Source organism: Fuscovulum blasticum DSM 2131, from assembly GCF_003034965.1.
Taxonomy (GTDB): domain Bacteria; phylum Pseudomonadota; class Alphaproteobacteria; order Rhodobacterales; family Rhodobacteraceae; genus Pseudogemmobacter; species Pseudogemmobacter blasticus.
In genome coordinates this window covers 1-21,569 of record NZ_PZKE01000020.1, presented here as the reverse complement: position 1 = coordinate 21,569, position 21,569 = coordinate 1, and the positions used below count along the sequence as shown (strand labels likewise).

20 protein-coding genes and 1 tRNA gene are annotated in these 21,569 nt (G+C 66.9%); 16 read left to right on the top strand and 5 right to left on the bottom strand.

What is annotated here, in order from left to right:
• The first annotated feature begins 66 nt into the window (after window positions 1-66).
• Together C5F44_RS15485 and C5F44_RS15480 are read left to right on the top strand one after the other, a co-directional pair.
• Window positions 67-1,017 carry a CheB methylesterase domain-containing protein gene (locus C5F44_RS15485; RefSeq protein WP_107674453.1) on the top strand — a complete coding sequence of 317 codons (951 nt, stop codon included), beginning with the start codon at window positions 67-69 and terminating at the stop codon, window positions 1,015-1,017.
• Complete coding sequence (locus C5F44_RS15480; protein ID WP_107674452.1) at window positions 1,014-1,547, top strand: chemotaxis protein CheD; 534 nt, start codon at window positions 1,014-1,016, stop codon at window positions 1,545-1,547. Before C5F44_RS15485 ends, C5F44_RS15480 begins: the two co-directional genes overlap by 4 nt.
• 28 nt (window positions 1,548-1,575) lie before the next feature.
• Here C5F44_RS15480 and C5F44_RS15475 read toward each other — a convergent pair whose 3' ends face one another.
• On the bottom strand, window positions 1,576-2,010 hold the full coding sequence (locus C5F44_RS15475; protein WP_235822649.1) for an RrF2 family transcriptional regulator: 435 nt from the start codon (window positions 2,008-2,010) through the stop codon (window positions 1,576-1,578).
• 116 nt (window positions 2,011-2,126) lie between these two features.
• A complete protein-coding gene (locus C5F44_RS15470) occupies window positions 2,127-2,342 on the bottom strand; it encodes a hypothetical protein (RefSeq protein WP_107674450.1) in 216 nt (71 codons plus the stop codon).
• A 98-nt stretch (window positions 2,343-2,440) separates the two neighbouring features.
• Between C5F44_RS15470 and C5F44_RS15465 the strand changes: the two genes are divergently transcribed.
• The 11 genes from C5F44_RS15465 to C5F44_RS15420 all read left to right on the top strand — a co-directional run bounded on the left by C5F44_RS15465 (window position 2,441) and on the right by C5F44_RS15420 (window position 13,981).
• The gene (locus C5F44_RS15465; RefSeq protein WP_181318296.1) at window positions 2,441-3,307 is read left to right on the top strand and encodes a LysR substrate-binding domain-containing protein; all 867 of its coding nucleotides are present in this window, start codon (window positions 2,441-2,443) and stop codon (window positions 3,305-3,307) included.
• Between the two features lie 175 nt (window positions 3,308-3,482).
• Window positions 3,483-4,181 carry a molybdate ABC transporter permease subunit gene (gene modB, locus C5F44_RS15460; RefSeq protein ID WP_107674448.1) on the top strand — a complete coding sequence of 233 codons (699 nt, stop codon included), beginning with the start codon at window positions 3,483-3,485 and terminating at the stop codon, window positions 4,179-4,181.
• Complete coding sequence (modC, locus tag C5F44_RS15455; protein WP_107674468.1) at window positions 4,178-5,266, top strand: molybdenum ABC transporter ATP-binding protein; 1,089 nt, start codon at window positions 4,178-4,180, stop codon at window positions 5,264-5,266. Before modB ends, modC begins: the two co-directional genes overlap by 4 nt.
• Window positions 5,267-5,335: 69 nt before the next feature.
• Window positions 5,336-5,409, top strand: a tRNA-Cys gene (locus C5F44_RS15450).
• A 181-nt stretch (window positions 5,410-5,590) separates the two neighbouring features.
• Window positions 5,591-5,794: an Arm DNA-binding domain-containing protein gene (locus tag C5F44_RS18345; RefSeq protein ID WP_412917556.1), complete on the top strand. Its 204-nt coding sequence runs from the start codon at window positions 5,591-5,593 to the stop codon at window positions 5,792-5,794.
• Between the two features lie 398 nt (window positions 5,795-6,192).
• Window positions 6,193-6,291 carry a K(+)-transporting ATPase subunit F gene (kdpF, locus tag C5F44_RS15445; protein ID WP_206340536.1) on the top strand — a complete coding sequence of 33 codons (99 nt, stop codon included), beginning with the start codon at window positions 6,193-6,195 and terminating at the stop codon, window positions 6,289-6,291.
• Between the two features lie 12 nt (window positions 6,292-6,303).
• Window positions 6,304-7,977, top strand: coding sequence for a potassium-transporting ATPase subunit KdpA (kdpA, locus tag C5F44_RS15440; RefSeq protein WP_107674446.1), 1,674 nt, complete (start codon window positions 6,304-6,306; stop codon window positions 7,975-7,977).
• A gap of 8 nt (window positions 7,978-7,985) precedes the next feature.
• Entirely contained in the window at window positions 7,986-10,022 is a 2,037-nt protein-coding gene (kdpB, locus tag C5F44_RS15435) for a potassium-transporting ATPase subunit KdpB (protein ID WP_107674445.1), read from the top strand.
• 11 nt (window positions 10,023-10,033) lie between these two features.
• Window positions 10,034-10,594, top strand: a complete 561-nt coding sequence (gene kdpC, locus C5F44_RS15430) for a potassium-transporting ATPase subunit KdpC (RefSeq protein ID WP_107674444.1) — start codon at window positions 10,034-10,036, stop codon at window positions 10,592-10,594.
• Between the two features lie 28 nt (window positions 10,595-10,622).
• Window positions 10,623-13,298: a sensor histidine kinase gene (locus C5F44_RS15425; protein ID WP_107674443.1), complete on the top strand. Its 2,676-nt coding sequence runs from the start codon at window positions 10,623-10,625 to the stop codon at window positions 13,296-13,298.
• Window positions 13,295-13,981, top strand: coding sequence for a response regulator (locus C5F44_RS15420; protein WP_107674442.1), 687 nt, complete (start codon window positions 13,295-13,297; stop codon window positions 13,979-13,981). The genes C5F44_RS15425 and C5F44_RS15420 overlap by 4 nt, the downstream gene beginning before the upstream one ends.
• A 152-nt stretch (window positions 13,982-14,133) precedes the next feature.
• Here C5F44_RS15420 and C5F44_RS15415 read toward each other — a convergent pair whose 3' ends face one another.
• From C5F44_RS15415 to C5F44_RS18095, 3 genes are read right to left on the bottom strand one after another with little or no spacing between them, the layout of a single operon-like run.
• The gene (locus tag C5F44_RS15415; RefSeq protein WP_235822650.1) at window positions 14,134-15,438 is read right to left on the bottom strand and encodes a HAMP domain-containing sensor histidine kinase; all 1,305 of its coding nucleotides are present in this window, start codon (window positions 15,436-15,438) and stop codon (window positions 14,134-14,136) included.
• A complete protein-coding gene (locus tag C5F44_RS18100) occupies window positions 15,374-15,631 on the bottom strand; it encodes a helix-turn-helix domain-containing protein (protein WP_219908693.1) in 258 nt (85 codons plus the stop codon). Before C5F44_RS18100 ends, C5F44_RS15415 begins: the two co-directional genes overlap by 65 nt.
• 13 nt (window positions 15,632-15,644) lie before the next feature.
• On the bottom strand, window positions 15,645-16,055 hold the full coding sequence (locus C5F44_RS18095) for a response regulator (RefSeq protein WP_219908692.1): 411 nt from the start codon (window positions 16,053-16,055) through the stop codon (window positions 15,645-15,647).
• Between the two features lie 133 nt (window positions 16,056-16,188).
• Between C5F44_RS18095 and C5F44_RS15405 the strand changes: the two genes are divergently transcribed.
• From C5F44_RS15405 to C5F44_RS15395, 3 genes are all read left to right on the top strand, one after another.
• Entirely contained in the window at window positions 16,189-17,553 is a 1,365-nt protein-coding gene (locus C5F44_RS15405) for an efflux transporter outer membrane subunit (RefSeq protein ID WP_146161968.1), read from the top strand.
• A 70-nt stretch (window positions 17,554-17,623) separates the two neighbouring features.
• Window positions 17,624-18,679, top strand: a complete 1,056-nt coding sequence (locus tag C5F44_RS15400; protein ID WP_181318294.1) for an efflux RND transporter periplasmic adaptor subunit — start codon at window positions 17,624-17,626, stop codon at window positions 18,677-18,679.
• On the top strand, window positions 18,676-21,569 hold a 2,894-nt coding region (locus tag C5F44_RS15395), incomplete at its 3' end, for an efflux RND transporter permease subunit (RefSeq protein ID WP_107674438.1). The genes C5F44_RS15400 and C5F44_RS15395, both read left to right, overlap by 4 nt.

Genomic DNA, 21,569 nt, shown 5'->3' with positions numbered 1-21,569 from the left:
CGGGCGCATGGGGACCAGGAACAGGATCGGCAGACCCGGCGCGGGCCGCCGGCTTCGGGCAGGGCCATGCGGCGGGTGCTGATCGTCACCCCGCAGGGGGCGGCGGCGGCGCGGCTGGCACAGGATGCGGCGGCCCGGCCCGGGCTGCACCTGCTGGGGACGGCGGCCGATCTGTCGGCGGCCTATGTTCTGGCCGAGCGCGACCCGCCCGATGTGGTTCTGGTCGCGCGCGATCTGGCGCGCAGCCCGGAATTCGGGGGGCTCGTGTCGCTGTTCGCCATCCTGGGCATCGGCTGGATCGAGATCCCGACCGCGCCGCCGCCCGACGAGGCCGCGCTGTCGGATCTGTGGCGGCGGGTGCAGGTTGCGGCCCCCCCGCCCCCGCCGCACCGGCCTGGCCTGCCGGGACAAGGCGCGCGGTTCCATGCGGACCGGCTGATCGTGATCGGCGCCTCGACCGGCGGGATCGAGGCCTTGCTGACCATTCTGGGCGCCTTCCCCGCCGATTGCCCGCCGACGGCCATTGTCCAGCACACGGGGGCGGCGTTCTCGGACAGTCTGATCCGGCTTTTCGCGCGCTGTTCGGCGGCGCGGGTGGTGCCGGCGCAGACCGGCGTTCTTCTGGCACCGGGCACGGTGGTGGTGGGCGCGGGCTGTGCCGGCCACCTGCGGCTGGCGCCGGGCGATCCGCCGCGCGCCGAACTGGTGGCGGGCGCGGCGATCAGCGGGCATCTGCCTTCGGTCGATGCGCTGTTCGACAGCGCCGCCCGGTTTGGCCCGCGCGTGGCGGCCGCCCTGCTGACCGGGATGGGCCGCGACGGCGCGCGCGGCCTGCTGGCGCTGCGGCAGGCCGGGGCGCATACGATTGCGCAGGATGCCGCGACCTCGGTCGTGTGGGGAATGCCGCGGGCGGCGGTCGAAGCCGGGGCGGCGGCGCAGGTTCTGCCGCTGCGAAAGATCGGGGCCGAGCTGCTGGCGCATTGCCGCGACCGCCGGCGCGAGGGGGCGGGCCGATGACGGGGCCGCAGATCCTGCAGGTGGTGCAGGGGGAATATCGCGTGTCGGACACCCCGGGCATCCGGCTGTCCACCATGCTGGGGTCTTGCGTGGCGGCCTGCCTGTGGGATGACCGGCGCGGCGTGGGCGGGATGAACCATTTTCTGCTGGCGCAGGCGCAGGACCGCCGGGGCCGCGGCGACATCCGCTATGGCGTTCATGCGATGGAGGTGCTGATCAACGCGCTGTTGCGGGCGGGGGCGCAGCGCGGCCGCTTGCAGGCCAAGCTGTTCGGCGGGGCGAAGATCGCCGCGAACCTGCGCGACATCGGCGCCTCGAACGCCGAATTTGCCCGCCGCTTCCTGAGGACCGAGGGGATTCCCTGCCGGGCCGAAAGTCTGGGCGGAACGCTGGCCCGCCGGGTGATCTTTGATCCCGTCACCGGGCAGGCCCGCCAGTTGCTGATTCCGAACGCCGATCTGGACGAGGCCGCGCGGGCGCAGCGCGCCGCGGCCCCGGCACGGCCGCAAACCGATATTGTGCTGTTCTAGGCGCCCCGCAGCGGCCCGGACCGGCAGATCAGGCCGGTTCCATCCCGGCGCTCAGGATCGCGACCAGCCCTGCGTTATCGGTGACCAGATCGGCCAGCGAGACCGTCTCAAGTTCCCGATAAAAGGCGTCCATCGCACGGCACAGCGCATCCTTCAGCCGGCAGACGGCACAGAGGGGACAGGTGTTCTGGTCGCCGGCCATACATTCGGCCAGCGGCACCTCGCGCTCGATCAGGTGCAGAACCTTGCCGACCTGGATGGCCTCGGCCGGGCGGCCCAGCGCGATGCCGCCGCCGCGCCCGCGCAGCGTGCGCAGATACCCGGCCCCGGCAAGCTGGCTGACCACCTGCGCCACATGGTTGGCCGAGGCATTGCAGGCCTGCGCCACGTCGCCGGCCCGGATGACCCTGGGGTGATTGACCGCACATTGCATCAGGACGCGCATCGCGAGATTGGCTCTCATGGTCAAGCGCATGGAATCTCCTGCCGAACAAGGGCGTTGGCACGGAGCAGTAATCTCACATCTGGAAAAAGAAATTGATCTAGATCAGCCGTAACAATACCAGACCCTGCGCCCGTTCAACCCCCGGTCGCAGGGACGGCGTGCGGCAGCGTCGGCCGCCGCTGCCAGACCGCCCAGACCTGCCGCAGACGGTTCCGCAAGAGCGTTCGGCGGGCGGCCCGCCGGGCCAGCCTCAGGGTGTGGCGATGTTCGGCGAGACGGCCTTCGTCAAGCGCCGGATCGGGCAAGCGGCGCAGCGCGGCGATCAGGTCGGGGTTCGGGGGGTGAAACATGGCACAAGTCCTGTGGGGCAATCCTTTCTCGCAATATGCCTGAAAACCGGGCATCATGCAGCACAACTCGGCTGACAACCTTTAAGCCAGGCTTTCAGATGACCCCGTTCGACTGGCGCGATCTGCCCCCGCTTCCCAGCCTGCGCGCCTTTGAGGCCGCGGCGCGGCTGGGGTCGTTCTCGGCGGCGGCGCGGGTGCTGAACGTCACGCATCCGGCGGTGGCCCAGCAGGTGCGCGGGCTGGAGCGGCACCTTGGCCTGCGGCTGATTGCCGAGGCCGGGCGATCGCTGAAGCTGACCGAGGAAGGCAGCCGGCTGGCGGCCGCGCTGAATGGCGGGTTTGCGGCCATGGCCGAAACGCTGGGCCGGTTGCGGCAGGCCGACCGTCACCGCGGCTTGCGCATCACGCTGACGCCGGGCTTTGCGCAGAACGTGATGGTGCCCGCCCTGCCCGAATTCTGGGCCAGCCACCCGGAAATCGCGGTGTCGCTGGTGGCCAGTTCGCAACTGGCCGATCTTGGCCGCGACGGGTTTGACCTGGCGATCCGGTCCGGCAAGGGCCCCTGGCCCGATGGCGAGGCCGAGCTCTTGTGCCGCACCCGGATTGTGCTGGTGGGCGCGCCCGCGCTGCTGGACCGGCCCGGCACCGATCTGGCCGGGCTGCCCTGGATCGTGAACCTGGCCGATACCGAGGAAGAACGCTGGATGGCCGCCAAGGGTCTGGACCGCACGCGCCTGCAGACGCTGGACATCGAGAACCCGATGCTGGCCGTTGCCGCCGCCCTGCGCGGCCTTGGCCTGCTGTTCGCGACCGAGGCGATGCTGCGCGACCATCTTGCCAGCGGCCAGTTGCGGCTGGTGCCGGGCTGGGATCTGCCCGAAACCGCCTATTGGGCCGTCACCCCGCATGGCCCGCCCCGCGCCCCGGTGCAGGATTTCATCCGCTGGCTGCGCAAGCGTCTGTGACTTGCCGGATTTCTGGTCGCCCCGCGCAAGGGGGTGCCCCTGATCCGCGCCAATCGCCAGTTAAGGGCAAGGCCGGCCTTGCATCCGGCGGGCGGCCGCGCTGTTATGTCTGTCGGAACATAACGAGACAGGCCCGCATGACGCCACCGCCCCGCCCTGCCCCGGACGCTACCGCATGACGGGCTGGCTTTCCCCGGCCGAGGCGCAGGCGGTCTGGCTGTCGCTGAAGGTGTCGGCGCTGGCGACGGTGGTCAGCCTGCCGCTGGGCATCTTCGTGGCCCATGCGCTGGCGCGGTGGAATTTTCCGGGCAAGCAGGTGCTGAACGGGCTGGTGCATCTGCCGCTGATCCTGCCGCCGGTGGTGACCGGCTATCTTCTGCTGCTGACCTTTGGCCGCAAGGGCGTGATCGGCGCCTGGCTGGACCAGACGCTGGGCCTTGTCTTCGCCTTTCGCTGGACGGGCGCCGCGCTGGCCGCGGGCGTGATGGCCTTTCCGCTGATGGTGCGGGCGATCCGGCTGGCGATCGAGGCGGTCGATCCGAAGCTGGAACAGGCGGCCGGCACGCTGGGGGCATCGCGGCCCTGGGTCTTTGCCACCGTGACCCTGCCGCTGATCCTGCCCGGCATCCTGGCCGGCAGCATCCTGGCCTTTGCCAAGGCGATGGGAGAGTTCGGCGCCACCATCACCTTCGTGTCGAACATTCCCGGCCAAACCCAGACCCTGCCTTCGGCAATCTATGCCTTCCTGCAGGTGCCGGGCGGGGAACCGCAGGCCTTTCGTCTGGTGCTGATCGCCATTGCCATCGCCATGACGGCTCTGCTGTTGTCGGAATGGATTTCCCGCGTGGTCGCGCGGCGGATTGCGGGGGCGTGATGCTGTCGGTTGCGCTGCATCACCGCTTTGCCGGTTTCACCCTGGATGTCCGCTTTGACGCGCCGCCGGGGCTGACCGTGCTGTTCGGCCGGTCGGGCGCGGGGAAATCAACCGTGGTACAGGCGGTGGCGGGGTTGCTGCGCCCCGATCAGGGACGCGTGGCGGTGGCGGACATGGTGCTGACCGATACCGCGCGCGGCGTCTTCCTGCCGCCGCACCGCCGCCGGCTGGGCTATGTGTTTCAGGACAGCCGGCTGTTTCCGCATCTGACGGTGCGGCAGAATCTGCTGTATGGCCGCTGGTTCGCGCCGCGCGGTGCCCCGGCCGCCGATTTCGACCGCACGGTCGCGCTGCTGGGCATCGGCCCCCTGCTGGACCGCCGCCCCGGCGCCCTGTCGGGGGGAGAGCGTCAGCGGGTGGCCCTGGGCCGCGCCTTTCTGGCGGCGCCGAACCTCTTGCTGATGGATGAGCCGCTGGCCGCGCTGGACGAAGAGCGCAAGGCCGAGATCATGCCGCTGATCGAACGGCTGCGCGACGAGGCACGGGTGCCGATCCTGTATGTCAGCCATTCCCTGCCCGAAGTGGCGCGGCTGGCCACCACGCTGATCCTGCTGGACGAAGGCCGGGTGGCCCGGCAAGGCCCGGTGGCCGCGCTGCTGTCCGACCCGGCCGCCGCCGCGGCGCTTGGCCTGCGCGAGGCGGGGTCGCTGCTGACCGCAAGGCTGGCGGCGCAGGATGCCGACGGCCTGTCGCGGCTGGACCACCCCGCCGGCCCGATCTGGCTGCCCCGCGTCGAGGCCGCCCCCGGCACGCCGCTGCGGCTGCGGCTGATGGCGCAGGACGTGATGCTGGCGCTGACCCGGCCCGAGGGCATTTCGGCGCTGAACGTGCTGCCCGCCACCGTGCGCGACGTTCATGCGGGCCAGGGCCCCGGCACGCTGGTCCAGCTTGCCATCGGCCCCGATCTGGTGCTGGCCCGCATCACCCGCCGCAGCGCCGAGGCGCTGTCCCTGACCCCCGGCCAGCAGATCTTTGCCGTGCTCAAGGCGGTTTCGGTCGCCCCCGGCAACATCGGCCCCGCCTGACACGGGCCAGGCAGCGCCAACCCCTTGCGGCCCCCCGACCTTTCCGCTATCCCCATCCCACCTTTCGGCGGCGGGTTGGCGGAGAGGTTACGCAGCGGATTGCAAATCCGTGAAGACCGGTTCGATTCCGGTACCCGCCTCCAATTCCCTAAATCGCTAGATTGCAGTCTATCTTCGCAAACTGCGATCCTTGTTTTCATTGAGAAACTTGACTGTGGCGCATCTTCGGCCGGAAGATAGACTGTAGGCACCCAACTTGTGTGGGTATCGAAAGCGGGTATTCCTGAAAAGGCAGATACCCACATACCCGCAGGACCGATTCCGATGCCCCTCACAGATGCAGCCTGCCGCGGCGCACCGGTTGATCCTTCTGGAAAACCTCGCAAAATCCCCGATAGTGGCGGGCTACTCTTGTTCGTCTCGCCTTCGGGCGGGAAGCTGTGGCGGATGGCCGCCCACCGCCAGACTGGCACCAAGCCCGACTTCGAAGCCCTTGGCCTCGCCCCCCTGCTGGACATGGCCGCATGAAGATACATCAGATGCCCCATTCTGGCCGGATTCCCGCCGACAGGATCAATGCCCTGCTTGACCGCAACGGGCCGGATGAATGGCTGCCCGATGCGCTGATCGTGCCGATGCAGACGGGGCTATCCAAGATAAGGTCGGAGACGGTTCATCGGGCGACAGGATCTTGCGTCGGCAACAAGAGTTGGTGGAGTTTCGCAATCCCACGTTGCTGACCAACGCAGTTCTTTACGCCGTTTTTACGCGCTGACGGATCATCACCATAGCCGCTTTACGCGCCCCACTGGGATCATGCGCCCATCCCAGTTGCAGGAGGCGATCTTGGCTGACCTTGTTTACCTGACCCTGACCCTTGGCGTTTTCGCGGGATTTGCCCTGGCAGCCCGCGCCGCCGACCGGATGTGAGGCCCCCGATGTTTGACATGATCCTTGGCCTTGCCGTTGCGGCGGGCCTGTTCGTCTATCTTGGCTGCGCGCTGCTGCGGCCCAACCGTTTCTAGCAGGAAGCCACGATGACCTTCATTGCCTACGGGTTATACTTTGCCGCGCTGACAGGCCTTGCCTGGGCTTTGGCCGCCGCGATGCAGCGGGTGTTTGACGGGCGACTGCCCAGCGGGATGCTGCGGGTGGAAACCGCGCTGTTGCGTGGCGCGGGCGTTGATCCGGCGCGCGGCATGACATGGCTGGGCTATGGCATGGCCGTGCTGGCCTTCAACCTTGCCGGGTTTGTGCTGCTTTACACGCTGCTGCGGCTGCAGGGCGCCTTGCCGCTGAACCCCGACGGCATCGGCGGGATGTCGGCAGATCTGGCTTTCAACACCGCGGTCAGCTTTGTCACCAACACAAACTGGCAGGCCTATTCGGGCGAGGCGCAGCTATCCTACCTGTCACAGATGGCCGGGCTGACGGTGCAGAACTTTGTCAGCGCAGGCACCGGCATGGCGGTGGCCGTCGCGATCGTTCGCGGCTTTGTGGCCCCCAAGGGCACCACCTTGGGCAACTTCTGGCTGGACATGATGCGATCCGTGCTGTGGATTTTGCTGCCGCTGTCCATCGTGCTGGCCCTGTTTCTGGCCGCCCAGGGCGTGCCGCAAACCCTGCTGGGGGCCGTCACCGCAACGGGCGTTGAAGGGGGCGAGCAGATCATCGCGCGCGGTCCTGCGGCAGCACAGATTGCCATCAAGCAACTGGGCACCAATGGCGGCGGTTTCTTTGGCGTCAACTCGGCCCATCCGTTCGAAAACCCGACCGTCGCCTCGAACTTGGCGCAATGCCTGTCGATCTTGTTGATCCCGGTTTCCTTCTGTTTTCTGTTTGGCCGCATGGCCGGGGATCGCCGTCAGGGCTGGGCGATCTTTGCCACCATGGCGATCCTTTTTGTCGCGGGCCTTGGCGTGGTTCACGCCTATGAGGTGGCGGGCAACCCTGCCCTGGGTCTGGGCGAGAACATGGAAGGCAAGGAACAACGCTTTGGTGCCATGCTTTCGGCGCTTTGGGCAACCTCGACCACCGCTGCCTCGAACGGGGCGGTCAACGCGATGCATGACAGTTTCATGCCGCTGTCGGGCATGGTGACGATGGTCCTGATGCAGATCGGCGAGGTGGTCTTTGGCGGTGTCGGCGCAGGGCTTTACGGCATGTTGCTTTATGTCGTGCTGGCGGTCTTCCTTGCCGGGCTGATGGTGGGGCGCACGCCGGAATATCTGGGCCGCAAGATTGAATCGCGCGAGGTGACGCTGGCGGTTCTGGCCTTCCTGTCGATGCCACTGGGCATTCTGGTGGGCGGCGCCATCGCTGCCACCGTGCCGCAGGCGCTGGCCGCGGTGCAGGACCCCGGGCCGCATGGGCTGAGCGAGATCCTCTATGCCTATTCCAGCGCCACCGGCAACAACGGCAGCGCCTTTGGCGGCTGGGGCGCGGCCTTGCCCTGGCACACCACGGCCCTGGGTGTGGTCATGCTGATCGGGCGCTATGCCATCATCCTGCCGATGCTGGCCATCGCCGGGTCGATGATCCGCAAGCCCAAGGCCGCCGCCACCTCTGGCACCTTCCCCACCCACGGCCCGCTGTTCGTCACACTGTTGATCCTGACCGTGCTGATCCTTGGCGCGCTGACCTTCTTTCCCGTCCTTGCCCTTGGCCCCATCGCGGAAGAAACCGCGCGCCTGGCCGGCCAAAGCTTCTGAGGCACCAAATGTCCAAACATGCCAAACCGACGGATGCGTCCGGCCTTTACACCACGGCCCTGCGCCAAAGCCTGATCAAGCTTGACCCACGGCAGTTGTGGGGCAACCCGGTGATGTTCGTCACCGCCCTGGTCGCCGCCATGACCACGCTCTTGGGCCTGCGCGACCTTGCGACCGGCCTGCCCGGCGCGGGCACGGCGCTGCACATCGCCCTCTGGCTGTGGCTTTGTGTGATCTTCGCCAACTTTGCCGAAGCTCTGGCCGAAGGTCGGGGTCGCGCCCGGGCTGATACCCTGCGTGCGACAAAATCGGAAACCCGGGTGCGGATGCTGGCCAACCCGGACGATACGCCCGAAACCGCAACGCAAACCCTGTCAACCGCGCTGAAATCCGGCCAGTTCATCTATGTCGCCGCGGGCGAGATCGTCCCCACCGATGGCGAGGCGGTCCGCGGCATGGCTTCGGTCAACGAAAGCGCCATCACCGGCGAAAGCGCGCCTGTGATCCGCGAGGCAGGGGGCGACCGGTCGTCGGTCACCGGGGGAACCACCATCGCTTCGGACTGGCTGGTGATCCGCGTTACCGCGGAGCCGGGGAAGAGCTTTCTTGACCGGATGATCGCGCTGGTCGAAGGGGCCGAGCGGCAAAAGACCCCGAACGAAATTGCCCTGAACATCCTGCTGGTCGGGCTGACGCTGATCTTCCTTTTCGTCGTGGTGACGCTGCCCGCCTTTGCCAGCTATTCCGGCACCGCCATTCCCGTCGTCGTGCTGGGCGCGCTGTTCGTGACGCTGATCCCAACCACCATTGGCGGGCTTCTGTCGGCCATCGGCATCGCGGGCATGGACCGGCTGGTCAAGGCGAATGTCATCGCCAAATCCGGCCGCGCGGTCGAGGCGGCGGGCGATGTCGACACGCTTCTTCTTGACAAGACGGGCACCATCACCTTCGGCAACCGCATGGCCGATGCGCTGATCCCCGCGCCCGGCGTCGACGCTCGCCGTCTGGCTGAGGCCGCCGCACTGGCCTCGTTGGCCGACGAAACGCCCGAGGGCAAATCCATCGTCGAGAAAGCGCGCGAAATGCTGGGCACAATCCCGGACATGCCGCTGGGCGCCGAACCTGTGGCCTTTACCGCGCAGACCCGGCTGTCGGGGCTGGACCTGGCCGATGGCCGCCGGTTCCGCAAAGGGGCCATCGACGCGGTGATCCGGCTGGCCGGGCATACTCCGCCCGGCGCGCTGGCCGCGCAGGTCGATGCGATTGCCCGTTCGGGCGGCACGCCGCTTCTGGTGGTCGAAGGGGCCGAGATTCTGGGTGTCGTGCATCTGAAGGACATCGTGAAACCCGGCGTGCGCGAACGCTTTGCCGAATTGCGCGCCATGGGCATCCGCACGGTGATGATCACCGGCGACAACCCCCTGACTGCCGCCGCCATCGCGGCAGAAGCCGGGGTCGATGATTTTCTGGCCGAGGCAACGCCCGAGATGAAGCTGGATCTGATCCGCCGCGAACAGGCGGGCGGGCGGCTGGTGGCAATGTGTGGCGACGGGTCGAACGACGCGCCCGCGCTGGCGCAGGCCGATGTCGGCGTGGCGATGAACGCGGGCACCCCGGCGGCAAAAGAGGCGGCAAACCTGATTGATCTGGACAGCGATCCGACCAAGCTGATCGAGGTGGTAATGGTGGGCAAGCAACTGCTGATCTCGCGCGGGGCGCTGACCACGTTCAGCATTGCAAATGACGTGGCCAAGTATTTCGCCATCTTGCCTGCGATCTTTGTGGCTGCCTATCCGGGCCTTGGCGTTCTGAATGTGATGGGCCTTGCCTCACCCACCAGCGCCATCCTGTCGGCAGTGATCTTCAACGCGCTGATCCTTGTGGGGCTGGTCCCGCTGGCTCTGCGCGGGGTGCAATATCGCCCCTCAAGCGCCGCCGCCCTGCTGCGCCGCAATCTGACGATCTACGGGCTTGGCGGGCTGATCGTGCCCTTCCTGGGCATCAAGGCCATCGACCTTTGCCTTGTCGCCCTGAACCTTGCATGAGGAGAAACCCGATGTTGACCCATCTTCGCCCTGCCCTGTCGCTGACGCTGCTGTTTACCCTGCTGACCGGGCTGGCCTATCCCCTTGCCATGACCGGCGCGGCACAGGCGCTGTTTTCCGATGCCGCCAACGGCAGCCTGATCGAACGGGACGGCACCGCCATCGGATCGTCCCTGATCGCCCAGGGCTTTGCCGGCGCGGGCTATCTGCAACCCCGCGCCTCGGCCAGCGGGTGGAACGCGGCGGGCACCGGGGCCAGCAACCTTGGCCCCACCTCGGCCGCCCTGATTGCCCAGGTGGCAGAACGCCGCGCCGCGTTCGAAGCGTTGAATGGCGCCCCCGCGCCGATTGACGCGGTCACCGCCTCGGGTTCGGGTCTTGATCCGCATATCAGCCCCGAAAACGCGCTGGCGCAGGTTTCCCGCATCGCGGCGGCCCGCAATGCAGACCCTGCAGCCGTGCGCGCCGTGATCGAAGCAGCAGTTGAACGCCCGCTGCTGGGCCTGTACGGATTGCCCGTGGTGAACGTGCTGCGCACCAACCTGGCCCTGGACGCGGCATTGGCCCTCTAGCCCGCTGGCCTGACAGGAACCGCCCGGCATGACCGCCCCCGAAACCCGCCCTTCGCCCGATGCCCTGCTGACCTTCGCCTCGCGCGAGGAGCGGGGGCGGCTGAAGGTGTTTCTGGGGGCGGCCCCCGGGGTGGGCAAGACCTGGGCGATGCTGGACGACGCCCATCGTAAGCAGGCCGACGGGGTTGATGTGCTGGCCGCACTGATCGAAACCCACGGAAGGGCCGAAACGCAGGCAAAACTGGCAGGCCTGCCGCAACTGCCGCGCAAGCCGGTGATCTACCAGACCCACGCCCTGACCGAGATGGACATCGACGCCCTGCTGGACCGCCGTCCGCAACTGGCGCTGATCGACGAACTGGCCCATACCAACGCCCCCGGCGGGCGCCATGAAAAGCGCTGGCAGGATGTCGAAGAGGTGCTGGCCGCAGGCATCGACGTATATACCACGCTGAACATCCAGCACATTGAAACCCTGAACGAAACCGTCGCCCGCATCACCGGCGTCCGGGTGCGCGAAACAGTGCCCGACGGCGTGCTGGACATGGCCGACGAGATCGAACTGATCGACCTGACGCCCGATGAACTTCTGGAACGGCTGAAGGCGGGCAAGGTCTATCCCGCCGATCAGGCAGCGCGGGCGCTGGGGTCGTTCTTCGTCAAGGGAAACCTGACCGCCCTGCGCGAACTGTCGATGCGCGCCGCCGCCGACCGGGTGGACGCGCAACTGCGCGAACACATGGCGGCCCATGCCATCGAAGGCCCCTGGCCTACACAAGAGCGCATTCTGGTCTGCATCAACGAAAGCCCCGCCGCGCGCGAGGCGGTCCGAGTTGCAAAGCGCAGCGCCGACCGCGCCCGCACCGACTGGATCGCGCTGAATGTCACGTCGACCCAGGCCGAACGTCTGTCGGAAATCGACAAGGACCGGCTGGCGGGCACCCTGCGACTGGCCGAACGTCTGGGCGCGGAACTGGCCACGCTTGAGGCCGAGCGCGACGTGGCCGAGGCCATTCTGGCCCTCGCACGCGACCGAAACGTGCGCCGGATCGTCATTGGCCGGCCACGGCACAGGCCCGTCTGGGCGCGGCTGGTCCGCGAAGACGTTGCGCGCGACCTGTTGCGCCTTGCCGGACCCTTCGAGGTGACCGTCGCCTCTGAGCCCGATGAAAGACCCGGGCGGTTCAGCCTGCCCTTCCCGCAGTTCAGCCGCGACAAGGCAGGCTGGATCGAATCCGTTCTGGCCATCGCCGCCGCCTCGATGGCGGCCTGGGGGGCCGAACGGCTGTTTCCCGTGGCAAGCCTGTCGCTGATCTTCATGACCGCTGTCATCGTTGTGGCCAGCCGGCGCGGCATGGGGCCATCGGCGCTTGCCTCGGTCCTTGGCTTTCTGTCCTACGACTTCTTCTTCGTCGATCCGCGCCTGACCTTTACCATCACCGACCGCAGCGAACTGCTGACCCTGTCGCTGTTCTTCGCGGCCTCGCTGGTTACCGGCAACCTTGCCGCCCGGTTGCGTGCAAGGGTCAAGGCGCAGTCTGCCATCGCGGACCGCACGAACAAGCTTTACGATTTCAGCCGCCGCGTCGCCTCGGCTGCGACGGCGGATGAAGTGGTCTGGGCCTCGGTCAGCCATGTGGCCACCACGCTGCGCTGTGATACGGTCCTGCTCTTGCCGCGCGCGGGGGAACTGGCCGTGGTGGGCGGATTTCCCCCCGAAGACCGGCTTGATGTGCGGGACCAGTCCGCCGCGCAGTTTGCCTGGGACAAGGGCGAACCCGCGGGGCGCGACTCCGATACCTTGCCGACCGCGCATTGGCTGTTCCTGCCAGTGGCCAGCGCCGAACGGCGGCTTGGTGTCCTTGGCATCGCCTTTGCCGATGGCCGCAGCCTGGCACGCACCGACCGGCGCCTGCTTGACGCCCTGAGCGACCAGATTGCGCTGGCGCTGGAGCGTTTGCGCCTGACCGAGGAACTGGCGGCCAACAGGCTTGCCACCGAAACGGAACGGCTGCGCACGGCGTTGCTGAACTCGGTCAGCCATGATCTGCGCACGCCCCTGGTCACGATCATCGGTGCGGCAGGCAGTCTGGCCGCCGGGCCCGATCTGCCTTGTGATGCCCGCCGCGATCTGGCCGAAAACATCCGCGAAGAGGGCGAGAGGCTGGACCGCTATGTCCAGAACCTGCTGGACATGACACGGCTGGGCCATGGCGCGCTGACGCCGCGCCTTGCCCCGCTGGATCTGGCAGAACTGATTGGCAGCGCCCGCCAACGTATGCGCGGCGTCCTGCGCGCCCATAACCTGCTGGTCGACCTGCCCGATACCTTGCCTCTGGTGCTGGCCGATGGCGTGCTGCTGGAACAGGTGCTGGTCAACATTCTGGACAATGCCGCGAAATATGCGCCCGCCGGCGGCGACATCGTGATCAGTGCGCGCACCGCCGGCGCGCGGGCCGAACTGGCGATCACCGACCACGGGCCGGGCATCCCCGCCGCCGATCTCGACCGGGTGTTCGACATGTTCTACCGCGTCGCGGGCGGTGACCGGCAACGCGCAGGCACCGGTCTTGGCCTGGCAATCTGCAAGGGCCTGGTCGAGGCGATGGGCGGCGCCATCCGCGCGGAAACCGGCTGGCCCGATGGCACCGGCACCCGTATCCTGATCTTCTTGCCGCTGCACAATCCGGAAACCACCCCATGACCGCCACCTTGCGGGTTCTTGTCATCGACGACGAAGCCCCGATCCGCCGCTTTCTGCGCGTGGCACTTGAGGCCGAGGGGCTGGGCGTGATTGAGGCCGCCACCGCACGCGACGGCATTGCCGCCACCGCGCGCGAGACCCCGGCGCTGGTCGTGCTGGACCTTGGCCTGCCCGATGCCGACGGACTGAGCGTCCTGCAAGACATCCGGGGGTGGAGCCAGGTGCCCGTGCTGATCCTGTCGGTGCGCGCCGATGAGGCTGGCAAAGTTGCCGCGCTGGACGCGGGCGCGCAGGACTATGTGGTCAAACCTTTTGGCATCAAGGAATTTCTTGCCCGCGTCCGCAGCCTGCTGCGCGACCGTGGCACAGATCCGGTGCCCGCCGTCCTGACCGTCGGGCCGCTGCAGATTGATGCGGCCAACCATTCCGCCAGCCTGTCGGGCGCCCCGCTGCATCTGACCCGGCGCGAGTTTGACCTGCTGTGGATGCTGGCCAGCCATCGCGGCCGTCTGGTGACCCAGGAGATGATCCTGCGCACCCTGTGGGGCCCGGCGCACAGCGAAGACAGCCAGTATCTGCGCGTCTACATCCGCCAGTTGCGGCAGAAACTGCAGGACGATGCTTCAAACCCGCGCTTCATCTTCACCGAACCCGGTCTTGGCTATCGCATCGCCGACGACTGACGATCCAATAGGCTGTGCCGAGCGTTCGCCGACGCGTCGATGATCGACACCGGGAATGGATTGGGGTTGGGGCGACTGCCCGGACCAGAAATCTGCCCACCGCAGATCCAACATCGTCAAAGTCATTCTTGGCAATCAGTACCGCCGCGCCGTCAGGTTCCCGGCGTGAATGGCAGGTTGAGCCGGACGAGAAGGCCACCTGACGCACTATCCAGAAGCTCGATGCTACCATTGTGGGCAGCAATGGCGCGCGCCGCTATGGCAAGGCCAAGACCAGTGCCTGCTTTTGCGGACAGGCCCGGCAGTTTGAAGAACGGCTCGAAAAGCCGGGATCTTTCTGCCAGCGGCACGCCTGGGCCCTGATCGGCGATGTCGATGGTCAGGGCAGCCCCATTTGTGCGCGCAGATACAGCGACCTCTGCATCATCAGGGGAATGCGCCAGCGCATTGCGGATCACGTTCTCGATTGCGCGGTGCAGAAGTTCCCCGCTGCCCTTGAGGATCAGCCGTGGCGGGCCGGTGAAACTGACCACGATTCCGCGCGGCTCGCCTTCAAAATTCGCGTCCGAGAGGATGGGTTCAAGGATTTCGATCAGGTCGATCCGTTCGAAGGCTTGCCGGCTTTCGGTGCTGCCAAAGCGGGCAAGCGTCAGGATGTCGCGCACAAGGCGGTCAAGACGGACGATGTCGGTCTCGATCTGGCCCAGCATCTCGTCCAGGCGGTCGGGGCTGACCTCCAAAAGGCCGACCGCGGCCCGCAATCGCGCCAGGGGTGAGCGGATTTCATGCGAAAGGTCGTTGAACAGGCGGCGCTGCCCCTCGGACAGGATCTGAAGCCGGTCTGCGGCATGGTCGAAGGCATTGCCCAACCGCGCCAGTTCTCCGCCAGAATGGTCAAGGGCGTCGCCGATCCGCGTGTCGAGATCGCCCGAGGCCAGTCGTTGAAGGGACGCGTTCACGGTGCGGATCGGCCGGGTCAGATGACGGGACAGGAGCAACGCGGCGGCGGCGCTGACGGCCACCCCTACCAGCAGAGGCAGGCCGAGGATCTGCAACCCTTCCAGAAAGCGACTGTGTTTTGCGGTATCGGTCAGGACCAGGCAAGGACCATCGGCGGAGGGAATGGCCGGGGAGCTTACGCAGGTGGGATCAGTCGTGACGGTCATGCCGGGATGGGCGGGCGATACCTCCTGCCAGAACCGCAGCGCCGCTGCACTGCCATCGCGTAAGGCAACAAGGCCAAGCTGGCGCTCCAGCACGGAGGCTTCTGCCACCGCCCGCGCGCCTTCGGGCGGGGTCGGGTCAAGCGCCGCGACAACCAGACCGAACAGGAGCAGCGTCAGGACCAGCGCCCCCCAGATCACCATGAAGACGCGCACAGTCATCGCCCGGTCACTCCTCGATGAACTGATAGCCGATGCCGCGCAGGTTCTGGATCGGGCTTCGTCCGTCGTCATGCGTGCCAAGCTTCTGGCGGATCGTCGAGACATGAACGTCGATCGCGCGGTCGAATGGGGCCAGCGGCCGCCCAAGACCGTGCAGCGACAGATCAGCGCGCGAGACCGGGCGGGCTGACTGGGCCGCAAGGACTTCTAGGATGTTGAACTCGGCCCCCGTCAGTCGCAGCGGCACCCCGCGCCAGACGGCCACGCGGCGCAGGGTGTCAAGCCGCAGCAGGCCGGATTGCGCCGTCGGGGGGGGTGCTTTCGCCCGGCTGCGCGCGGCGCAGGATGGCGCGGATGCGCGACACAAGCTCTCGCGGGGAACAGGGCTTGGCCAGGTAGTCGTCTGCCCCAAGGTCAAGGCCGGCGATGCGGTCGTCCTCATCGCCACGCGCGGTCAGCATCAGGACGGGGACGGCGGTTTCGGCCCGGACACGGCGCAGAACCTCCAGCCCGTCCGGGCCCGGCATCATGATGTCAAGCACCACAATGTCGGCACGGGTCTCAATGATACGGCCAAGCGCCTTGGTCCCGTCGGATGATGTCGCCACGGTAAACCCTTCGCGCGTCAGGTAGTCGGCGACCAGACGGGTCAGTTCCGCGTCATCGTCGATCAGCAAGACGGTTGCCATCCGGTCAATCCTCCCCTTTGGCGCAGCATAGCCCGAGCAGAGGCGGAGAGGACGACTTTTTCCTTTCTTTGCTGAATCTTGACACTTCTTGACACGGTCCTCTGGCATCTGTGCGGCACTGAAGGAGACCAAGATGCCCCGTTGCCTGATTGCTGCCCTTGTCGTGCTTGCCGGATGCAGCGTGCCGACCATCGCGCCGGATGCCACGCAGGCAACCTCGGCGCGGTTTTCATCGGCAGTACCGCAGGCGAATACGCGGTTGGACATCGACTGGTGGTCGCGGATCGGCGATGCCCGGTTGACCGAGCTTCTGCTGCTGGCGCAGTCGGGCAGCCCCGATCTGCGGAGTGCGGCGGCGCAAGTCATGGCGGCACGGGCACGGGCGGGGCAGGACACGGCGGCCATGTGGCCGGTAATGACCGGGCAGGCCTCGGTAACCGAGGCGGACAGCGATACAACCGCGCGGACCCGGACGCGGGCCGCAGGCCTGGACGCAAGTTGGGAGGTGGACCTCTTTGGCCGCGCGTCAAAGACGGCCAAGGCGGAACGTCTGCGCGCAAAGGCCGAGGATTACGCCTATGCCGGGGCCTATGTTTCCCTCTCGGCAGAGGTCGCCGATACCTACGTCCAGTTCCGTGCCTGCAGGATGATCGAGCAGGTGTATCGCGACGCGGTCTCTTCGCAGGGCGAGACGATCGAGGCAACCACCCGCCTTGTCAGCGCAGGTCTGCGGGCGGAGTCCGATCTGGCCCTGGCCCGTGCCAGCCGGGCCAGCGCCCAGATTTCGCTGGACAGTCAGGTGGCGGATTGCCGGGTGCTTGCGCAAACTCTCGCGGTCCTGACCGGGGCGCCGCAGGACCGGGTGGATGCGATCCTCGCCAGTGGTTTCGGGATGCCGGCGGTCAAGGGATTCCGCGCGGCCGATGTTCCGGCAGACATGCTGCGACAGCGGCCCGACATCGCAAAGGCCGAACTGACCTTTGCCGCCGCGCTTCTGGACCTTGGGGTCGCGAAGGCCGACCTTTACCCGTCGCTGACCTTGGGGGGAAGTGTCAGCCTTGCCAAACCGTCCGGGTGGAGCTTCGGCCCGGCACTATCCCTGCCCGTCCTCGATGGTGGTCAGCGCCGGGCGGCGGTGCGGTCGGCCAATGCGGATGCGATCACGGCGGCCGAGGCCTATCGCAGTGCCGTCCTGGCCGCAGTCGCCGAAGCCGAGGCCGCATTGACGCGGCTGAATGCGGCATTGCGCAACCTGGGCAGCGCAGGCACACTGGTCAAGGAATACGATGCCTATTTCGCCGCCATTGACGCAGACTGGCGGGCGGGTCGCATCTCGCTCTTGGATCGTGAAGATGCCCGGCGTCAGGTGCAATCCGCACGGATCACGCAGATTTCCCAGCAACTTGCCTTAAGCCGCCAGTGGATCGCGCTTTACAAGGCCATGGGAGGCGGATGGCAGCGCCCCGCCCACACCGTCACCACCACGAGCGAGGGCTGAAGCCATGCGGAAACGGAATCTTGTCGTCGCGGCCCTTGTCCTTGCCGTTGTGGGTGGCGCGGCTTTCTGGATGTTCAGGTCCTCGGCAAGCGGGACTGCCCCGACCGACCTTTCCGCAGAACCGGCACCTGCGGCCCTGACGGTTGAGGTCACCGTTCCTGTGGTCGAAACCTGGCCGGTCGAGGTGCAGGCCAGCGGCTGGCTGCAGCCCTGGGCGGAGGCGGTGATTGCATCTGAACTCGGCGGCGAGCGGATAACAGCCGTGAATGTTGAAGTTGGCGACGTCGTGAAGGCGGGCGAGGTCATGGCTGAGCTGTCGCGCGCGTCGGTCGAGAACCGCATCGCCGAACTGGAGGCAACGCTGGAGTCGGCCCGTGCCGGATTAGAGACGGCAACCGAGGACGCAGATCGTGCCCGTCAGCTTTCCGGGGGCAGCTCGCTTTCCCGCCAGGAGATTGCAGGGTATCTTTCGGCCGAACGTCAGGCGCAGGCCAGCGTGACGGTGGCCGAGGCGCAGCTTGCCACACAGCAACTGTCGCTTGCCAATACCCGCATTGTCGCGGCCAGCGATGGCGTGGTGTCTGAAGTCAGCGCGGCCCTTGGTCAGGTGGTCAGCCAGGGACAGGAACTGTTCCGGCTGATCCGCGACAGCCGGATCGAATGGCAGGCCGAAGTGCCCCTGTTCCAGTTGCGCGGGATCAAGGCGGGAACAAGGGTCGCGATCCCGTCGCCGATCGGCGACATTGGCGGCACCGTGCGGCGCGTGTCGCCCGAGGCGTCGCAGACGAACGGGCGGGTTCTGGTCTATGTAGACCCCGAACCGCCCGAGGGCGGGCCGATGCCGAAGACCGGGATTCTGGTCAGCGGATCGTTCATCGTGGACGAAACCAAGGCGGTCACGCTTCCCTCGACCGCGATCACCCTGCAGGACGGGTTTTCCTATGTCTTCGTGATCAAGGCGGGGGAGACAACGACCGTCCTGCGCGAACGGGTCGATACCGGACGGAGGCGGGCAGACCGGGTGGAAATCCTGGGCGATTTCCCGGTGGACGCCAAGGTCGTCCTGTCGGGTGGGGCCTTCCTGTCGGACGGGTCGGTCGTCCGCGTGGTGGAGGGCCAGCCATGAACTTCTCCGCCTGGGCGATCCGCAACCCGGTCCCGCCGATCCTTGCCTTCATCCTGATGACGATCACCGGGCTGATGGCCTTCAACCGGCTGGAAGTGCAGAACTTTCCCGACATGTCGCTGCCGACGATCAGCGTCTCGGCCAGCCTTGACGGCGCCGCAGCGGCGCAACTGGAAACTGAAGTCGCCCGCAAGATCGAGGACCGGCTGACCGGGCTTGCCATGCTGGACTCGGTCACGACCACGATCACCGACGGCTCGGTCTCGATCTCGGTCGCGTTCCAGATCGGCAAGGACGTTCAGGAAGCCCAGGACGATGTGCAGAACGCCGTCGATCAGGCGCGCGACGATCTGCCCTCGGGGATGAACGCGCCGACCGTGTCGAAAAGCAGCCTCAGCGGCTCCCCCCTGGTGACCTTCGTTCTCAGCTCGGACCGGCTGGACGATACCGAGCTGAGCTGGTTCATCGACAACGATCTGGCCCGCGCGATCATGGCGGTCGATGGCGTGGGCGAGGTCGGGCGCCTGGGCGGGGTGGACCGGGAAATCCGGGTCGAGCTGAACGCGAACCTGCTGGCGGGGCTTGGCCTGTCGGCGGAAGACGTGAACACCCGCCTGCGCGAAGTGCAGCGTGACCTTTCGGGTGGGGCCGCCGACCTTGCCAATGCCTCGCAAAGTTTCCGGGTGGGGGCGGCGGTCTCGGGCGTCGAGGATCTGCGCGCCCTGCCGATTCCCTTGCCGAACGGCGCCTGGGTCCGGCTGGACGAGCTGGGCACCGTCACCGACACCCATGCCGCCCTGTCGTCGCTGGCCTATCAGGACGGCAAGCCGGTGATCGCGGCGCAGATCAAGCGGCTGACCGGCTATTCCGACCTTGCGGTTGTCGAAGACGTCCGTGTCGCGATGGAGGCCTTTGCCGCCGCCAACCCGCAGGTGCAGATCGCCGAGGCCTACAACACCATCCTGCCGACCGAACAGAACTATGACGCCTCAATGATGATGCTGTACGAAGGCGGGATCATCGCGGTGATCGTGGTGTTCATCTTCCTGCTTGACTGGCGCGCGACGCTTCTGGCCGCCGTGGCCTTGCCGCTGTCGGTGATCCCGACCTTCCTCGTGATGGATTACCTTGGCTATTCGTTGAACACCGTCACCCTGCTTGCGCTGTCGCTGGTGGTCGGCATCCTGGTAGACGACGCCATCGTCGAGGTCGAGAACATCGAGCGGCATATCCAGATGGGCAAACCCGCCTATGAGGCGGCGATGGAGGCGGCGGACGAGATCGGGCTTGCGGTCATCGCCACGACCTTCACCCTGATCGCGGTCTTCCTTCCCACCGCCTTCATGGACGGGGTGGTCGGCATCATCTTCAAGCAGTTCGGCATCACGGCCTCGGTCGCGGTCTTCTGCTCGCTTCTGGTCGCGCGCCTGCTGACGCCGATGATGGCCGCCTACCTGATGCGCAGCAAGGCCGAGGCGCACCAGACCGACGGCTGGATCATGCGCACATATCTTGCGGCGATCCGGGGCGCCTTGCACAATCGCTGGATCCCGGTGATGGGGGTCATCGCCTTCATGGGCCTGACTTTCGTGCTGGTTTCCCAGCTTTCGACCGGCTTCTTTCCGGCGCAGGATGACAGCCAGACCCGGATCAGCATCACCCTGCCGCCCGGATCGACCATCGAGGAAACCGACGCCATCGCCCGCCGCGCCAGCGAGGCGGCGGCGGGGGTCGAACATGTCACCGGCGTCTTCCTGGCCACCGGCAGCGCCTCGACCGGCGGCGGTCCGGGCGGTGGCGGGGTCAGCACCTCGGTCACATCGGCAACCATCGTGATCAGCCTGACCAACATCGACGACCGCGACGTTTCCCAGACCGAGATCGAGGCCGACATCCGTGCCGCCATCGCCGCCATCCCCGGCGCGCGGATCGAGGTCGGATCGGGCAGCAGCGGCACCGAATTGCAGATCACGCTGGCGGGCGACAGTTCGCTTGCACTGGAACAGGCCGCAGCCGCGCTGGAGTCCGAGATCCGCGCCAATATCGCGGGGATCGGCACCGTGACCTCATCTGCCGCGCTGCAATCGCCCGAGATCGTGATCACCCCGGACCTTGAACGCGCCGCCTCTTACGGCGTCACCTCGCAGGCCATCGCCGACACGATCCGGGTGGCCACTTCGGGGGCCTACGACTCGGCCCTGTCCAAGCTGAACCTCGACACCCGCCAGATCGCGATCCGGGTGACGCTGGACGCCTCGGTGCGCCAGTCCATCGAACAGATCGCCATGATCCCGGTGCCCGCAACCGGCGGCACGGTGACGCTGGGCGCCATCGCCGACATATCCCTCGGCTCGGCGCCGTCGCAGATCAACCGGCTGGACCGGTCGCGCAATGTGACGATTTCCATCGAGTTGAATGGGCGCAACCTGTCGGACGTGAATGCCGAAGTGCAAAAGCTGTCAGCCTATCAGAACCTGCCCGATGGCGTCAGCTTTGCCGAACAGGGTGACCTGAAGCGGCAGGCGGAACTGTTCACCAGCTTCGCCTCGGCCATGGCGATCGGCATCTTCTGCGTCTACGCCGTGCTGGTGCTGCTGTTCCATGATTTCCTGCAGCCGATCACCATCCTGACGGCGCTGCCGCTTGCCCTTGGCGGGGCGCTCTTCCCGCTGGTCATCACCGGCACCAGCTTTTCGATGCCTTCGGTCATCGGCCTTCTCTTGCTGATGGGGATCGTGTCCAAGAACTCGATCCTGCTGGTCGATTATGTGATCGAGGCGCGAAGAAAGGGCATGCCCCGCTTCGACGCGCTGGTCGACGCCTGCCACAAGCGCGCCCGGCCCATCGTGATGACCACCATCGCAATGTCCGCCGGCATGGCCCCCGCCGC

Coding starts and splice junctions, on each gene's coding strand:
- C5F44_RS18345 (WP_412917556.1), top strand. CDS start 5,591: ATGCCCCTCACAGATGCAGCCTGCCGCGGCGCACCGGTTGATCCTTCT.
- C5F44_RS15470 (WP_107674450.1), bottom strand. CDS start 2,342: ATGTTTCACCCCCCGAACCCCGACCTGATCGCCGCGCTGCGCCGCTTG.
- modB (WP_107674448.1), top strand. CDS start 3,483: ATGACGGGCTGGCTTTCCCCGGCCGAGGCGCAGGCGGTCTGGCTGTCG.
- C5F44_RS15480 (WP_107674452.1), top strand. CDS start 1,014: ATGACGGGGCCGCAGATCCTGCAGGTGGTGCAGGGGGAATATCGCGTG.
- kdpB (WP_107674445.1), top strand. CDS start 7,986: ATGTCCAAACATGCCAAACCGACGGATGCGTCCGGCCTTTACACCACG.
- kdpC (WP_107674444.1), top strand. CDS start 10,034: ATGTTGACCCATCTTCGCCCTGCCCTGTCGCTGACGCTGCTGTTTACC.
- C5F44_RS15420 (WP_107674442.1), top strand. CDS start 13,295: ATGACCGCCACCTTGCGGGTTCTTGTCATCGACGACGAAGCCCCGATC.
- C5F44_RS15400 (WP_181318294.1), top strand. CDS start 17,624: ATGTTCAGGTCCTCGGCAAGCGGGACTGCCCCGACCGACCTTTCCGCA.
- C5F44_RS15415 (WP_235822650.1), bottom strand. CDS start 15,438: ATGACGACGGACGAAGCCCGATCCAGAACCTGCGCGGCATCGGCTATC.
- C5F44_RS15485 (WP_107674453.1), top strand. CDS start 67: ATGCGGCGGGTGCTGATCGTCACCCCGCAGGGGGCGGCGGCGGCGCGG.
- C5F44_RS15425 (WP_107674443.1), top strand. CDS start 10,623: ATGACCGCCCCCGAAACCCGCCCTTCGCCCGATGCCCTGCTGACCTTC.
- C5F44_RS15405 (WP_146161968.1), top strand. CDS start 16,189: ATGCCCCGTTGCCTGATTGCTGCCCTTGTCGTGCTTGCCGGATGCAGC.
- kdpA (WP_107674446.1), top strand. CDS start 6,304: ATGACCTTCATTGCCTACGGGTTATACTTTGCCGCGCTGACAGGCCTT.
- C5F44_RS15475 (WP_235822649.1), bottom strand. CDS start 2,010: ATGAGAGCCAATCTCGCGATGCGCGTCCTGATGCAATGTGCGGTCAAT.
- C5F44_RS18095 (WP_219908692.1), bottom strand. CDS start 16,055: ATGGCAACCGTCTTGCTGATCGACGATGACGCGGAACTGACCCGTCTG.
- C5F44_RS15465 (WP_181318296.1), top strand. CDS start 2,441: ATGACCCCGTTCGACTGGCGCGATCTGCCCCCGCTTCCCAGCCTGCGC.